This window comes from Sphingomonas sp. SP5 (assembly GCF_058313455.1).
In genome coordinates, this window is the sequence record NZ_JBZFLF010000003.1 from 265,565 (window position 1) to 280,690 (window position 15,126).

At 68.2% G+C, this 15,126-nt stretch carries 14 protein-coding genes and 1 pseudogene; 9 read left to right on the plus strand and 6 right to left on the minus strand.

The genetic code is table 11. The features are described from left to right. Nucleotides 1–5: 5 nt before the first annotated feature. Genes AC4GY7_RS08955 through AC4GY7_RS08965 form a run of 3 tightly spaced genes read right to left on the minus strand, consistent with a single transcriptional unit; the run spans nucleotide 6 to nucleotide 4,643 of the window. A complete protein-coding gene (locus AC4GY7_RS08955; RefSeq protein WP_491113064.1) occupies nucleotides 6–1,793 on the minus strand; it encodes an AMP-dependent synthetase/ligase in 1,788 nt (595 codons plus the stop codon). 47 nt (nucleotides 1,794–1,840) lie between these two features. Further along, entirely contained in the window at nucleotides 1,841–3,577 is a 1,737-nt protein-coding gene (gene ggt / locus AC4GY7_RS08960; RefSeq protein WP_491113065.1) for a gamma-glutamyltransferase, read from the minus strand. A 40-nt stretch (nucleotides 3,578–3,617) separates the two neighbouring features. Next, nucleotides 3,618–4,643: a quinone-dependent dihydroorotate dehydrogenase gene (locus tag AC4GY7_RS08965; RefSeq protein WP_491113722.1), complete on the minus strand. Its 1,026-nt coding sequence runs from the start codon at nucleotides 4,641–4,643 to the stop codon at nucleotides 3,618–3,620. Nucleotides 4,644–4,943: 300 nt separating this feature from the next. Here AC4GY7_RS08965 and AC4GY7_RS08970 point away from each other — a divergent pair, with 300 nt between their 5' ends. The 8 genes and pseudogenes from AC4GY7_RS08970 (at nucleotide 4,944) to AC4GY7_RS09005 (ending at nucleotide 11,681) form a co-directional block, all read left to right on the plus strand. Continuing rightward, nucleotides 4,944–5,384, plus strand: coding sequence for an SUF system Fe-S cluster assembly regulator (locus AC4GY7_RS08970; RefSeq protein ID WP_491113067.1), 441 nt, complete (start codon nucleotides 4,944–4,946; stop codon nucleotides 5,382–5,384). A 2-nt stretch (nucleotides 5,385–5,386) separates the two neighbouring features. Beyond that, nucleotides 5,387–6,862 carry a Fe-S cluster assembly protein SufB gene (gene sufB, locus AC4GY7_RS08975; RefSeq protein ID WP_491113068.1) on the plus strand — a complete coding sequence of 492 codons (1,476 nt, stop codon included), beginning with the start codon at nucleotides 5,387–5,389 and terminating at the stop codon, nucleotides 6,860–6,862. Nucleotides 6,863–7,224: 362 nt separating this feature from the next. Then, nucleotides 7,225–7,344 (plus strand): annotated as a pseudogene (locus AC4GY7_RS08980) (ATP-binding cassette domain-containing protein); the annotation flags it as partial. Continuing rightward, nucleotides 7,327–8,004, plus strand: coding sequence for a Fe-S cluster assembly ATPase SufC (gene sufC, locus AC4GY7_RS08985; protein WP_491113723.1), 678 nt, complete (start codon nucleotides 7,327–7,329; stop codon nucleotides 8,002–8,004). The pseudogene AC4GY7_RS08980 and the gene sufC, both read left to right, overlap by 18 nt. A 274-nt stretch (nucleotides 8,005–8,278) precedes the next feature. Beyond that, nucleotides 8,279–9,352, plus strand: coding sequence for a SufD family Fe-S cluster assembly protein (locus AC4GY7_RS08990; RefSeq protein ID WP_491113070.1), 1,074 nt, complete (start codon nucleotides 8,279–8,281; stop codon nucleotides 9,350–9,352). A gap of 199 nt (nucleotides 9,353–9,551) precedes the next feature. After that, entirely contained in the window at nucleotides 9,552–10,760 is a 1,209-nt protein-coding gene (locus AC4GY7_RS08995; protein WP_491113071.1) for a cysteine desulfurase, read from the plus strand. Further along, nucleotides 10,757–11,203: an SUF system Fe-S cluster assembly protein gene (locus AC4GY7_RS09000; RefSeq protein ID WP_491113074.1), complete on the plus strand. Its 447-nt coding sequence runs from the start codon at nucleotides 10,757–10,759 to the stop codon at nucleotides 11,201–11,203. Before AC4GY7_RS08995 ends, AC4GY7_RS09000 begins: the two co-directional genes overlap by 4 nt. 124 nt (nucleotides 11,204–11,327) lie before the next feature. Beyond that, nucleotides 11,328–11,681 carry a HesB/IscA family protein gene (locus tag AC4GY7_RS09005; protein ID WP_491113076.1) on the plus strand — a complete coding sequence of 118 codons (354 nt, stop codon included), beginning with the start codon at nucleotides 11,328–11,330 and terminating at the stop codon, nucleotides 11,679–11,681. 44 nt (nucleotides 11,682–11,725) lie between these two features. Here AC4GY7_RS09005 and AC4GY7_RS09010 read toward each other — a convergent pair whose 3' ends face one another. Then, nucleotides 11,726–12,877, minus strand: a complete 1,152-nt coding sequence (locus AC4GY7_RS09010) for an N-acetyltransferase (protein WP_491113078.1) — start codon at nucleotides 12,875–12,877, stop codon at nucleotides 11,726–11,728. A 154-nt stretch (nucleotides 12,878–13,031) separates the two neighbouring features. On the opposite strand from AC4GY7_RS09010, the gene AC4GY7_RS09015 reads away from it, so the two are divergent. After that, nucleotides 13,032–14,123 (plus strand): fatty acid desaturase family protein, encoded by a 1,092-nt coding sequence (locus AC4GY7_RS09015; RefSeq protein ID WP_491113079.1) that lies wholly within the window; start codon nucleotides 13,032–13,034, stop codon nucleotides 14,121–14,123. A gap of 18 nt (nucleotides 14,124–14,141) precedes the next feature. Here the strand turns inward: AC4GY7_RS09015 and AC4GY7_RS09020 are convergent, their stop codons facing one another. Together AC4GY7_RS09020 and AC4GY7_RS09025 are read right to left on the minus strand one after the other, a co-directional pair. Beyond that, nucleotides 14,142–14,441: a hypothetical protein gene (locus AC4GY7_RS09020; RefSeq protein WP_491113081.1), complete on the minus strand. Its 300-nt coding sequence runs from the start codon at nucleotides 14,439–14,441 to the stop codon at nucleotides 14,142–14,144. Between the two features lie 46 nt (nucleotides 14,442–14,487). Next, nucleotides 14,488–15,081, minus strand: coding sequence for a hypothetical protein (locus tag AC4GY7_RS09025; protein ID WP_491113083.1), 594 nt, complete (start codon nucleotides 15,079–15,081; stop codon nucleotides 14,488–14,490). Nucleotides 15,082–15,126: the final 45 nt, after the last annotated feature.

The following is a 15,126-nucleotide window of genomic DNA, read 5'->3' on the forward strand; positions in this document are numbered from 1 at the left end:
CGGTTTCACCCCTTGTACAGCGCGTCCAGTCGCTCGCCGTATACGCCGCGGATCACGTGCCGGCGGATCTTCAGGCTCGGCGTCAGCTGCTCGTTCTCGATAGCGAAGGGCGCATCGGCCAGCACGAACCGGCGGATGCGTTCGGTGACCGACAGGTCCTTGTTCACCCGTTCGATGGCATGGCCGATGGCGGTGCGATATTCGCTGTTTTCGGCAAGGCGTTCGAACTTGCAGGAGGTGCCGTTGGCCGCGCACCATTCCTGCGTCCATTCGGGGTCGGGCACGACCAGCGCGACCATATAGGGCCGCCGGTCGCCGGCGATCATCGCCTGCACGATCTCGGGCTGCAACGTCAGCATCCCCTCGATCTTCTGCGGTGCGACATTCTCGCCCTTGTCGTTGATGATGAGGTCCTTCTTGCGGTCGGTGATCCTCAGGCGACCCTTGTCGTCGAATTCGCCAATATCGCCGGTGTGCAGCCAGCCGTCCTTCAGCACGCGGTCGGTTTCCGCCTGGTTGCGCCAATAGCCGTGCATGACGAGTTCGCCGCGCACCAGGATCTCGCCGTCGGGCGCGATCCTGACCTCGGTATCGTCGAGCGGCGGGCCGACCGAGTCCATCCGCACGCCGACCCTGGGCCGGTTGCACGAGATCACCGGCGCCGCCTCGGTCTGCCCATAGCCTTGCAGGAAGGTGAGGCCGAGCGCCTGGAAGAACAGCCCGACCTCCGGCGTCAGCGGCGCGCCGCCGGACACCATCGCCTTCATCCGGCCGCCGAACTTCTTCGCGATCTTGGGCCGAAAGAGGGTGCGGACCAGCAACTGCGCCGGCCGGTCGGACAAGCGCACGCGGCCTTCGTTCTCCTTGGCGCCGATGTCGAGCGCCTTGTCGAGCAGGTAGGCGGACATGCCGCCCTGCTTCTCGATCGCCTTGCTGATCCGGGTGCGCAGCACCTCGAACAGGCGGGGGACGACGAACATGATCGTCGGGCGCACCTCCTCGATATTGGCGGCGAGCTTGTCGAGGCCCTCGGCGTAATAGATCTGGCCGCCCAATCCGATCGGGAAATGCTGCCCCCCGGTATGCTCATAGGCGTGGGAGAGGGGGAGGAAGGACAGGAACACCTCGTCGTCCCAGCCGAAATCCTCGGAGATGACCGCGGCGCAGCCCTTGACGTTGTGCAGGATCGCGCCGTGGTGCTGCATCACCCCGCGCGGCGCGCCGCCGGTGCCGCTGGTGTAGATGATGCAGGCAAGATCGCCCCGGCCGAACGTCGCCTGCGCGGCCGTCACCTCCGGGTCGGTCGGATGGTCGGCGATCAGCTGGCGCCAGTCGTGGAAGTCGATGCTGCCCGAGGGCGCGCGCATCGGGTCGATGCCGATCACCGTCTGCCCCTGGTTGGACCGCAGCACTGCGGTCAGCAGCGTCTTGGCCAGCTTGTCGGTGGAGACGATGATCGCGCAGGCGCCCGAATCGGCGATGATATGCGTATGGTCGCGCTCGGTGTTGGTGATGTAGGTCGGCACCGTCACGCAGCCCGCCGCCATGATCGCGAGGTCGGAGATCGCCCATTCCGGCCGGTTCTCGCTGACCAGCATCACCCGGTCGCCCGGCTTCATCCCGATCGCCTGCAGGCCGGCGGCGAGGCTCGCGACCTGGCGCGCCGCCTCGGCCCAGCTGATCGCCACCCACTGGCCGCCGGTCTTGCTCCACAGGAACGGCGCGTCGCCCTTCTCGCGCGCGCGGGTGAAGAACAGGGTGACGAGGTTGGGGAAATATTCGAGGCTACGCATGGGTCTCTCTCCCGGGGAGGGGGCGGCCGTTCGCCGGCCTGCCGCATTCATTCGGACGGGCGGTTGGCGACCGGTGCCATCGGCTGCGGCCGGGCGATGCGGCCGTCCTCGCCGATCGCGACGCCTTCGCTGCGCGGGTCGGCGGCACCGACCCAGCGGCCGCCGCGCCATTCGATCGCATTCGCCTTCAGCCCCAATGGCGCGACCTGCGTCCGTTCGCCGAGCTTCGCCAGTGCCGGTTGCAGGGCGGCGGCGGGCGTTCCCGCCTCCAGCGTCGCGACCGGCCCGGCCGCGTAGACGAGGCCGAGCCGGATCGCATCCTCCGCGGAGAGGTTCCAGTCGAGCACGCCGATCAGCGCCTTGGCGATCTGCGCGATGATCGTCGACCCGCCCGCCGCGCCGACCGCGAGGCGGACCTTGCCGGATGCGTCATAGACGATCGTCGGCGCCATCGAGCTGCGCGGCCGCTTGCCGCCCTCGACGCGGTTGGCGACGAGGTAACCTGCATCCACCGGCACGATGTCGAAATCGGTCAGTTCGTTGTTGAGCACGGTGCCGTCGACCACCAGCCCCGACCCGAACGGCCCCTCGACGGTGGTCGTCACCTCGACGACGTTGCCGTCGCGATCGGCGACGGCGAGGTCGGTGGTGCCGGCGACCTCGCTGACCGGCGCCGGCGTGCGGGCGGGCGCGCCCGGCGGCGTCCCGGCGGTGACCTTGGCCAGCGTCGTGTCGGGGGAGATCAAGGCGGAGCGCGATGCCAGATAGGCGGGATCGAGCATGCCCTTGATCGGCACGCGCACGTAATCGGGATCGCCGACGTACAGGTTGCGGTCCGCGTACGCGAGGCGCGAGCTTTCGGCGAACAGGTGCCAGGCGACCGGCGAATCCTTGCCGAGCTTGCCCATGTCGAACCGCTCGAGCTGCTTGAGGATCATCAGCACGGTGACCCCGCCCGACGAGGGCGGCCCCATGCCGCAGATGCGGTAGCTGCGATACGGCACGCAGACGGGATCGCGCGGCTTCGCCTCGTAGCTGGCGAGATCGCCGGTGGTCATCTGCGACGGGTTGCGCGTGGCGGTGTTGACCGTCGTCACCAGCTTTTGCGCCTGCGGGCCGACGTAGAAGCTGTCGGGGCCGTGCGCCGCGATCCGGGTCAGCAGCGCCGCCTGCGCGGGATTGCGCAGGATGCCGTCGGCACCGACCTTGAACGTGGCATCGGCCTCCGGCGTCAGATGCCCGCCGAACGATTCCGCCGAATTGCGGAAGCGCGGGCTCACCTTGAACCCGTCACGCGCCAGCCGGATCGCCGGCTGGAACAGCCGCGCCCAGGGCAGCCGGCCGGACTGGCGGTGCGCCAGCGCCATGCCGCGCAGCGCGCCCGGCACGCCGACGCTGCGCCCGCCCGGCACCGCCTCCGCATGGGTCAGCGGCGTGCCGTCCGCGGTGTAGAACCAGCGCGGGGTGGCCGCGTGAGGCGCGGTTTCGCGCGCGTCGATCGTCGTCACCTTGCCGCTCTTCGCCGCATGGCTGACCCAGAAGCTGCCGCCGCCGATGCCGGAACTCTGCGGCTCGACGACGTTCAGCGCCAGCATCGTCGCGATCGCCGCATCGGTGGCGGTGCCGCCCGCCTTCAGGATCTCGACACCGGCGGCGACCGCGCGCGGGTCGGCGGCGCTGACCATGCCCGGCGCCCTGGCGATCGGGGCCTTGACGATCGGCGCCTTGGCCAGAGCGGGGGTGCAGGCGAACGAGGCCGCCGCGAGCGCGATCAGGGTCTTCATCGCTGCAAAACCTAACGGCTGGCCCGGCGAGGGCAAGCGGTTACGCCGCGACGGCGTCCTCCACCCGCGCGAAGCCGTCGCGGGCAAGGCAGGCGGCAAGATCGGCGAGGATGCGCCGCGCCAGTCCCGGCCCCGCATAGACCAGCGCCGAATAGAGCTGCACGAAGGCGGCACCTGCCCGGATGCGGGCATAGGCTTCCGCCCCGCTGTCGATCCCGCCGGCGGCGACCAGCGCGATGCCGCCGCCGCTCGCGCTGCGTACGTCGGCGAGCCGCTGGCGGGCGAGCGCGGCGAGCGGCGCGCCCGACAGGCCGCCCGTCTCGGCGGCATGCGGGGAGCGCAGCGGCGGGCGCGAGACGGTGGTGTTGCCCATCACGATGGCGTCGATCCGCTGCTCGATCGCCGCGCGGACGATGCCGTCGATCGCGCCTGCGTCGAGATCGGGGGCGATCTTGAGGAAGAGGGGGGTGTCGCCGCGCGCTTCCGTGCAGGCCGCCAGCAGTTCGGCGAGCGCCGCCCCGTGCTGGAGGTCGCGCAGGCCCGGCGTGTTCGGTGAGGAAATGTTGATCGTGACGTAATCGGCGATCGGTGCCGCCGCTGACACGCCGGCGACGTAATCGGCGATGCGGTCGGTCGCATCCTTGTTGGCGCCGACGTTGATGCCGAGCCGTCCGGTGCCGCGGCGTGCCGCTTTGGCGCGGGCGAGGCCGGCGTCGAGGCCGCCGTTGTTGAAGCCCATCCGGTTGACCACGGCGCGGTCGGCGACCAGCCGGAACAGGCGCGGGCGGGGGTTGCCCGCCTGCGGCACGGGCGTGAGCGTGCCGATCTCCACCGCGCCGAAGCCGAGGCCGAACAGCCCCTCGATCGCGACGCCGTCCTTGTCGAGCCCCGCCGCGACGCCGAGCGGATTGGCGAAGGCGAGCGCGCCGATCCGCGTCGCGAGCCGGGGGTCGAGACGTACCGCCGGGGAGGGCAGCCTGGCGCGCACCGCCAGCGCCTTGAGGGTCAAAGCATGCGCCCGCTCGGCGTCGAGGGCGAAGAGCAGCGGACGAAAGGCATAGGACATGGCGATGCCCATCGCATCGCGGGGCGCAGACGTCAAAGTGCCCCTCCCGTCATCCCGACGAACGTCGGGACCCATGGAGGGGATGAGCATGCCGAATATACGCCATCGCCAGCCGAGTGCGTCCATGGGTCCCGGCGTTCGCCGGGATGACGAAGCGGGGGGCGGAGCCTGCATCCACTCACACTGATCGCCTTTCCCGCGCTTGACCGCGGCGCACAAAAGCCTATCTGGCAATCGGATCGAATTGATCCGATTTGCGACCGGTTCTCAACAGCCGCGCGCGACATACAGTTCGGAGCCATGCGCCTTTCCAGCCTCGCCGATTATGCGGTCGTGATGATGTCCGCCGCCGCGCGCCATTGCGGCGGGGCGGGGCGGCTGAATGCGACCCTGCTCGCCGAGGAAACCGGCGTGCCGCTGCCGACCGCGCAGAAGCTGGTCAGCCGCCTCTCCGCTGCCGGCCTGATCGAAAGCGCGCGCGGCACCGGCGGCGGCTTCCGCCTGTCGCGTCCCCCCTCGGCGATCAGCCTCGCCGATATCGTCGAGGCGGTGGAGGGGCCGATCCAGCTGACCTCCTGCGTCGAGGGCAGTCGCCACGATTGCGCCATCGAGGGCAATTGCCAGGTCCGCCCGCACTGGGGCGTCGTCAACGAAGCGGTGCGCGGTGCGCTCGCCGGCGTCTCCCTCGCCCATCTCTCCCGCGCGCCGGCCTCGCCCGCGCGCGTTCCCGAACAGGTGTAACCATGGCCACCAAGAACGCCGAAGCCTATGCGGCCGTCTCCAAGACTTACGAATGGGGCTTTACCTCCGACATCGAGCAGGACTTCGCGCCCAAGGGGCTGAGCGAAGACACCGTCCGCTACATCAGCGCCAAGAAGAACGAGCCCGAATGGATGCTCGACTGGCGCCTCAAGGCCTTCCGCCTGTGGCAGACGCTGGAGGCGCCGGACTGGGCCAAGCTCAACGTGCCGCCGATCGACTATCAGGACGCCTATTATTACGCCGAGCCCAAGGCGAAGCCGAAGCTCGGCAGCCTGGACGAGGTCGATCCCGAAATCCTGCGCGTCTACGAAAAGCTCGGCATCCCGCTGGAGGAGCAGAAGATGCTCGCCGGCGTCGAGGACGGGTCGGAGCCCAAGCGCCGCGTCGCGGTCGACGCAGTGTTCGACAGCGTGTCGGTGGCCACCACCTTCCGCAAGGAGCTGGAGGCGGCCGGCGTCATCTTCCGCTCGATCAGCGAAGCGATCCGCGAATATCCCGACCTCGTGCGCAAATGGCTCGGCAAGGTCGTGCCCCAGCGCGACAATTATTTCGCGACGCTCAACAGCGCGGTCTTTTCGGACGGCACCTTCGTCTACATTCCGGAGGGCGTGCGCTGCCCGATGGAGCTGTCGACCTATTTCCGCATCAATGCGGAGAACACCGGCCAGTTCGAACGCACGCTGATCGTCGCCGACAAGGGGGCGTACGTCAGCTATCTCGAAGGCTGCACCGCGCCGATGCGCGACGAGAACCAGCTCCACGCCGCGGTGGTGGAACTGGTTGCGCTGGACGATGCCGAGATCAAATATTCGACCGTGCAGAACTGGTATCCGGGCGACGAGAACGGCCTTGGCGGCATCTACAATTTCGTCACCAAGCGCGCGCTCTGTCAGGGCCGGAACAGCAAGGTGTCGTGGACGCAGGTCGAAACCGGCAGCGCGATCACCTGGAAATACCCCAGCTGCGTGCTGGCGGGCGAAAACAGCGTCGGCGAATTCTATTCGGTCGCGGTGACCAACAACCGCCAGCAGGCGGACACCGGCACCAAGATGATCCACTTGGGGCGGAACACCAGGTCGACCATCGTGTCGAAGGGGATCAGCGCCGGCCGCTCCGACAACACCTATCGCGGCCTGGTGCGCGTCGCGCCGACCGCGGAGAACGTCCGCAACTTCACGCAGTGCGACAGCCTGCTCTTGGGCGACCAGTGCGGTGCGCACACCGTGCCGTACATCGAGGTCAAGAACCCGAGCGCGCAGATCGAGCATGAGGCGACGACATCGAAGATCAGCGAGGACCAGCTGTTCTATGGGATGAGCCGCGGCCTGGATCAGGAGGCGGCGGTCGCGCTGATCGTCAACGGCTTCGCGCGCGAGGTGCTGCAACAGTTGCCGATGGAGTTCGCCGTCGAGGCGCAGAAGCTGCTGGGGATTTCGTTGGAGGGTTCCGTCGGATGATCCAGTCCCTCCGTCATGCCGGACTTGTTCCGGCATCCACCGTGCCACAAGGGAGCGCTGCCCGAGTGGAGGAGTGGACCCCGGAACAAGTCCGGGGTGACGATGGTCTCGAGTTTACGTGGACGAGCTATCAATGATGCGCGTCATCGACACCGCAGGTTTCAGGCATGCTGTAGACGAATTGTATCGGCAGGCCGGTCGTGCGCTTCCTAAGTGGCTTGTACATGAAGGTCGAGGCTGGCGGTGCGTTGTCAGTGACGGCGATGGTATTTGGATAAAGTGTTCTGTGCCGGGGATTAAAGTTGTTAAAAATTGAAAACCTCCACGCCGAGATCGACGGCAAGCCGATCCTCAAGGGCCTCAGCCTCACCGTCGGCGCGGGCGAGATCCATGCGATCATGGGGCCGAACGGGGCGGGCAAGTCGACGCTCGGCTACGTCCTCGGCGGCCGGCCCGGCTACGAGGTGACGGGGGGCAGCGTCCTGTTCTGCCCTTCCGCCGTTCGTGCTGAGCCTGTCGAAGCACACGGGGCAGGCGACACGCTCGACCGGAGCCCTTCGACAGGCTCAGGGCAAACGGGAGATGGGTGGATCGACCTGCTCGAACTCGAACCCAATGAGCGCGCCGCCGCCGGCCTGTTCCTCGGCTTCCAATATCCGGTCGAGATCCCCGGCGTCAGCAACGTTCAGTTCCTGCGCGAGGCCTTGAACGCCCAGCGCGTGACCCGCGACGAAAAGCCGTTGTCGGGCGCCGAATTCCTCCGCCTCGCGCGCGAGGAGGCGAAGAAGCTCGACATGGACGCCGAGATGCTGAAGCGCCCGGTCAACGTCGGCTTCTCGGGCGGCGAGAAGAAGCGCAACGAGATGGTGCAGATGGGCGTCGTCGATCCCAGGTTCGCGATCCTCGACGAAACGGATTCCGGGCTCGACATCGACGCGCTGCGCATCGTCGGCGACGGCATCAACCGCATCATGCGCGCGCCCGACAAGGCGGTGCTGCTCATCACCCACTATCAGCGCCTGCTCGACTATGTGCAGCCCGATCACGTCCACGTGCTGGCGGACGGCCGCATCGTCCGCTCCGGCGGCGCCGACCTGGCGCGCGAACTGGAACGTGAAGGCTATGCCGGGGTGGTGGCGTGATGACCGCCCACATCCTCCCCGGCACGGGGAGAGGGACCGCGACGCGTAGCGGCGTGGTGGAGGGGGCTCTCCACGCACGGCAGCACTTGCGGAGGCCCCCCTCCACCAGCTTCGCTGGTCCCCCTCCCCGTGCCGGGGAGGATGTAACGGAGAGCGCCGCAGGCAGCATCTCTCCTCTTCTTCTACGCGACTCCGCGCCTCTGCGCGCACGAAACCCTTCTTCTCTTCGCGTCTTCGCGTGTTCGCGTGAACATCCTCTGCCGGGCCTCGCCGCATGACCGCCGTCCTCGATCTGCCCACTCCCCGCAACGAGCTGTTCCGCTGGGCCGACATGCCCGCGCTGGAAGCCGCGCGCGGGCTGCCGCCGACCCCGGCAGCGGTGCCGGCGGCGATCCTGCCGGATGCGGATCGGCTCGTGTTCGTCGACGGTCGTCTCGACACCGACTCCAGCCGCCCCGGCGACCTGTCGATCGAGAGCGGTTCCATCGACAGCGATCACGCTCTCGCGCGCTTTGCCGCAGGGCAGGGGCATCGCCTGACGCTCGCACCCCGCACCGTCACGACCGTGGAGATCGTCCGCGTCAACGCCGGCGAGGACAGCCACATGCCGCTCGTCATCACGGTCGGCGAGGATGCGGTGCTGACCCTGGTGGAAACCTATGCCGGCGCCGGCTGGTCGAACGCGCTGACCCGCTTCGATCTCGGCAAGGGCGCCCGCGTCATGCGGTCGGTGCGCGTCGTGCAGTCGGCGGGCTTCGTATCGACCCGCGACGAGGTGACGATCGGCGAGGCGGCGAGTTTCGTCTCCGTCGCGCTCGGCGCCACGGCGGCCGGCACGCGCTTCGATGCCGCGCTGACGCTGGAGGGCGATGGCGCCTATGCGGAGCTCGGCGGCGCGCTGCTGACCCGCGATGCGCAGCGGCAGGAATGCGCCGTGCGCGTCCGCCATGCCAAGCCCAACGGGCAGAGCCACCAGCTGTGGCGGGCAGTCGCCGCCGATCGCTCCACCGTCAGCCTCGCCGCCGCGGTCGAGGTCGCGCGCGACGCGCAGAAGACCGACGGCGAACAGTCGCTGCGCGGCCTGCTGCTCCAGCGCACCGCGACGGTGAACCTGAAGCCCGAACTGGAGATCTTCGCCGACGACGTGAAATGCGCGCATGGCGCGACGGTCGGCGAACTCGACGCCCGCGCACTGTTCTACATGCAAAGCCGTGGTATCCCGGCAGCACGGGCCAAGGCGCTGCTGACGCGGGCGTTCGTGGCGGATGCGCTGGACCGCATCGCGGACGAGCAGGTGCGCGAGGCGTTCGCGGCGGATGCCGATGCGTGGCTGGAGCAAGCGCTGTGAGTGCGATGCAATTCCTCCCCGGCACGGGGAGGGGGACCAGCGAAGCTGGTGGAGGGGGGGCTCCACAAGCGATCCTCTTTGGGGAAGCCCCCCTCCACCACGCCGCTGCGCGTCGCGGTCCCCCTCCCCGTGCCGGGGAGGAATTTCGGGGGGGACGTGCCGTAAACTTCGCCAACTTCCGCGCGCTCCGGGAGGCCGCATGACCGCTGCCGAAACCCCGCTCGACACGCTTGCCGACTTCCCCGCGATCCCCGCCGGCTGGGCGTATCTCGATACCGCGGCGACCGCGCAGAAGCCGCAGCCGGTCATCGACGCGATCGCCCGCGCCTATGGCGAAACCTATGCCACCGTCCATCGCGGCGTGTACCAGCGTTCCGCCGACATGACGCTCGCCTATGAGGCGGCGCGCGGCACGGTCGCGCGCTTCATCGGCGCCGCGACGCCGGACGAGATCGTCTTCGTACGCGGCGCGACGGAGGGCATCAACCTCGTCGCGCACAGCTGGGCGGCGCAGCAGTTGCAGGCGGGCGACCGCATCCTGCTGTCGATGCTGGAGCATCACAGCAACATCGTGCCGTGGCAGATGGCAGCCGAACGCGTCGGCGCGGCGATCGACGTGGTGCCGCTCACCGCGGATCATCGCATCGACCTGGATGCGATGGCGGCGATGCTGACCCCGCAGCACAAGCTGGTCGCGCTGGCGCATGTCTCCAACGTACTGGGTTCGGTCCTCGATGCGCGACGCGCCACCGAACTGGCGCATCGGGTCGGCGCGAAGATCCTGATCGACGGCTGCCAGGCGGTGCCGCGCCTCGCCGTCGACGTCGCAGCGATCGGCTGCGATTTCTACGTCTTTTCGGGGCACAAGCTCTACGGCCCGACCGGGATCGGCGTGCTGTGGGGCAGGGGCGAATTGCTGGCGCAGATGCCGCCCTATCAGGGCGGCGGGTCGATGATCGACCGCGTCACCTTCGCCAAGACCACCTACGCCCCGCCGCCCGGCCGGTTCGAGGCGGGGACGCCGCATATCGTCGGCGCGCTCGGGCTGGCCGCGGCGGTCGCCTATGTCGAGGGGATCGGCGTCGATCGCATCCATGCGCACGAGGCGGCGCTGGTCCGCGATGCCCGCGCCGCGCTGTCGTCGCTCAATTCGGTCCGCCTGTTCGGGCCGGAGGACAGCGCCGGCATCGTCAGCTTCGCGGTCGAGGGGGTGCATCCGCACGACGTCGGCACCATATTGGACGAAGGCCGGGTGGCGATCCGCGCCGGCCACCATTGCGCGCAGCCGCTGATGGACGTGCTGGGCGTCGATGCGACGGCGCGGGCGAGCTTCGCCGTCTACAACGGGCCGCAGGATATCGACGCGCTGGTCCGCGGCGTCGAGAGGGTAACGAGGATATTCGGATGAGCGATACGATCCGTATCGAGGAAGTGGAGGCGGTGACCCCGCCGCCGCGCGCGCGCGTCGAGGATGCCCCGCGCGAGCGGGACTATCTGTCGGGTTTCCTCCAGCAGAAGCCGCAGGGCGATGCCCCCGGCGAGCCGGGCGGCGTGCTCTACGAGGGCGTGGTCGAGGCGCTGAAGGAGATCTACGACCCGGAAATCCCGGTCAACATCTACGATCTCGGCCTGATCTACGGCGTCGAGGTGACCGGCGAGGGGCAGGCGGTGGTGACGATGACGCTCACCACGCCGCATTGCCCGGTCGCCGAGTCGATGCCCGCCGAGGTCGAGATGCGCGTCGCCGCGGTGCCGGGCATAGCCTTCGCCGACGTGAATCTCGTCTGGGATCCGCCCTGGGACCCGCAGAAGATGTCCGATGAGGCGAAGCTCGAACTGGGTATGCTGTAGCAATGTTAGCCCCTCCCCTTCAGGGGAGGGGTAGGGGGTGGGGGACGTCTCACCGAGACCGGCGCTCGATGACTCCTCCACCCCAACCCCTCCTCTGAAGAGGAGGGGCTTTGGAGACGAACTGATGGCCACCACACTCCGCCAGCGCCCTGCGCCGCTGATCCTGACTCCTGCGGCCGACACCCGCATCGCCGACCTGATGGCGCGCGCGCCCGAGGGCGCGATCGGCGTCAAGCTGTCCACCCCGCGTCGCGGCTGTTCGGGCCTTGCCTATTCGGTCGACTACGTCACCGAGGCCAAGGCCTTCGACGAGCGGATCGAGACGCCGGGCGGCACTTTGTTCGTCGATGGCGGATCGATCCTCTACCTCGTCGGATCGACGATGGACTGGGTCGAGGACGATTTCACCGCCGGCTTCGTGTTCCAGAACCCGAATGCCAAGGGCGCCTGCGGGTGCGGGGAAAGCTTCACGGTGTAACCCAAAGCTCCTCCCCTGCTCCGCAGGGGAGGATTTGCAGTTTATTACAACGCCTTGCCGTACACCGTGTAGACCTTGTTCACTCGGCTTTCGATCGTCTCGGCGATCGAGCGCATCCCTTGGTTGTCGTCGAGGATCCAGCCAATCTCGCCCCGGCTGGCGCCGTAATGCTGCACCGAGGCGCGGCGAATATATTCGATCATCATGAAGGCGAGCTGGCTCGCCATCCGCGACGATTGCAATTCCTTTACCACCCCCATCAGCGGCACGCGCATCGTCCGCACCTTGGGCTTCCGCAGCCACAGCAGCAGCTTCGCCCAGCCGAACGGCAGCAGCGAACCGCCCAGCGGCGCGATCGCCTCGTTGAGATCGGGCAGCGTGATCATGAAGGCGACCGGCTTGCCGTCCAGCTCGGCGATGCGGATCAGGTCGTTGAACACGATCGGCTTCAGCTTGACGCCGACGTCCTTGATCTCCGGCGGGGTGAGCGGGACGAAGCCCCAATTGTCGCTCCACGCGTCGTTGAGGATCGCGAGGATGATCGCCGCTTCCTCCTCGAACTTGCGCTTGTCCACCTCGCGGACGACGATCCGCTTGTTGGCCTCGCCGGACTTGATGATCCGCTTCACGATCGGCGGAAATTCCTGGGTGATATCCAGTTCGTAGGTGAAGAGCTGCTTCACCTGTTCGTAGCCGGCGCGTTCGATCCAGCCCTGATATTCCGGCTTCGCATGGCCCATCATGATCGTCGGCGCATGGTCGAACCCCTGGACGAGCAATCCCGGCTCTTCCCAGATCGACTGCGACACCGGCCCGAGCGCGCGGGTCATCCCCTCATCGCGCAGCCATTGCTCCGCCTTGGCGAGCAGGGCGGTGAAGATATCCTCCCGCTCGGCCTCCATCAGGCCCCAGAAGCCGACGCCGGGCCCGAATCCCTGTTCCGCCGGCATGGTCAGCGCCAAGGTGTCGATATGCGCCGAGATGCGGCCGACCAGCCGGCCACCGTCGTGCGCCAGGAAAAGCTGCGCCTTGGCATGGCTGTACCAGCCGTTCTTCGCCGGAGTGATGAGGCCGAGCGCCTCGCCCTTCAACGGCGGCACCCAGGCGGGATCATTCGCGTACAGGCGGAACGGCAGGTCGACGAACGCCTTGCGCTCGCTCTTGGTGGTGACGGGCGTGATCGTCAGGTCGCTCATGGGGCCTCCGTTTTGGTGGTGCGATCTAGCAGGTCGCGGGGATGATGCGAGTGACGTTTCCGTCATCTGTGATCGGAACGTTGCGGCGGGTTGGCCGACCGCAGACCTGTGAATGCCACGCTGTCGCCACTATCTGGAGGCAATGGATCACGTCATGGAAAGCTCGCTGACTCTCTCCCGTGCGCCTGCCGGAGAAGCCGCGCCGCGGCCCGCGCGCCAGCGGATCGCCGACGACAAGGCGATGCTGCGCGCGGCGGCCGAGGCGACGCGCGATCTGATCGCGCCGCGCCCTGGCATCTACTGGGCTGATCTGATCGCGTCGGTGGTGGTCGGCTATGGCGCGCTGGCGGTCGCGGTGACGGCCGCAAAAACGGGCGTGATGGTCTTGGCGGCCGTGGTGTCGGCGCTGGCGTTGTACCGTGCGCTGAGCTTCATCCACGAAGTCAGCCATATGAAGCATAGCGCGCTGCCGCGTTTCCGTGGCGGCTGGAATGCGCTGGTCGGCGTGCCGATGCTGGTGCCGAGCTTCATGTATGAAGGGGTGCACAACCTGCACCACGCCAAGACGCGCTACGGTACGTCGGAGGATCCCGAATATCTGCCGCTGGCGCTGATGAAGCCGTGGACGCTGCCAGCGTTCGTCGTCATCTCCGCGCTGGCGCCGATCGGACTGCTGATCCGTTATGCGATCCTGGCGCCCCTGTCGTTGCTGTCGCCGAAGCTGCGCACGACGGTGATGGAGCGGTATTCGGCGCTCGCCATCAACCCCTCGTTCCGTCGTCGTGCGCCCGAGGGCGAGGCGCGGGTGATGTGGAACCGCGTGGAGGCGGCGGCCAGCCTGTGGGCGATCGCCGTCGTCGTGCTGACCGCGACCGGCGTGTTTCCGCTGCGGTCGGTGCTGATCGCCCTGGCGATCGGATCCGGGGTCGCCGTGGTCAACCAGGTCCGCACGCTGGTCGCGCATCTGTGGGAGAATGACGGCGAGCCGATGTCGGTGACCGCGCAGTATCTCGACTCGGTCAACGTGCCGCCGCCGGCGCTGCTGCCTGCATTGTGGGCGCCGGTCGGGCTGCGCTACCACGCGCTGCACCACCTACTGCCGAGCCTGCCCTATCATGCCCTGGGTGAGGCGCACCGCCGCATCACCGCGGCGCTGGAACACGGATCGCCCTATCACAAGGCGAGCTATGCCGGTTTGCCGGGGCTGGTGAACAAGATCGTTCGCAGCACCTTCCGGCCGCGCTGAACCGCGGCCGGGTGCGGATCAGACCCGCCTGATGCGCGCGAGGATGGTGGCGAGGGTGCCTTCGCCATAAGCGGCCCGCGTCTGCGCCGCGGCCATCGGCGTCTGGGTAGTGGCCGTGCCGCTGGTCTGCTTCGGCGAAGCGGCCTTGGGAACCATGATCGGCCGCATCACCCGGGCGGATTTCGTCGTCTTGCTGCGTGCGGTGACCGTCTGCGTTTGCGTGGCCAGCGCCTTGGCGAAGGCGCCGGTGGTCGTCGACGCGGACGTACCTGTCGTCGAGCCCTTCGCGGTTACCGCAGTCGTGTTGGTGATTTCCATGATCTTCTCCCCTATCGGCCCGGCTCTCCCGTCGGGCGGATTGCTGTCAGTCCATTCGGTCGAACAGGCTCGGCTGGGTCTGACCCAGGGTCTGCGTGACCAGAGCGGCCGCTGCGGAGCGCGTGCGGTCGCTCCAGCCGCGCGCCTGCCGTTCTTCGCTGCTCATGGTGTCGTAATCCGACACCAGCGTCCGGCTATACGTGGCGAGACCGGCGAGGCCGCCGCCACTGCGCATCGCGCTCGTCACGCCCTCCCATTCGCGCGCCTGCAACTCGGCCTTTGCCGCCAGGACTTCGGTTCGCGAAAAGAGGTTGCCGTGATCGAGCGCGATCGCCGCCAGCGCGCGTCCGGACAGCGCCTCCAACCCGGTGCTGCCCTGGCTGCGGGAGTCGAGCGAGGCGCGCACCTCCTTGGTCAACGCGCCGAAGTCCTTCCTCGCATCCGCGAGTTGCGCTGCAGCCCTTCGTGCGCCGAGCGAGATGGTCGCCACGTCGCCCTTGGGCGTAGTGACCTTGTCCTTCGGAGCGGTGGCTGTCGGGGTAGCGGCCGCAGCAGCCACACCGTTGCCGCCGTAGCGGGCGGCGACCTGCGTCTTGGCGAGCAGTGACGCGGTCTGTTGGCGGGCGATCAGGTCAGCCATGCGCAGGCTGCGCGCTTGATGCTATCGGCATTGCGTGTCCCCGGT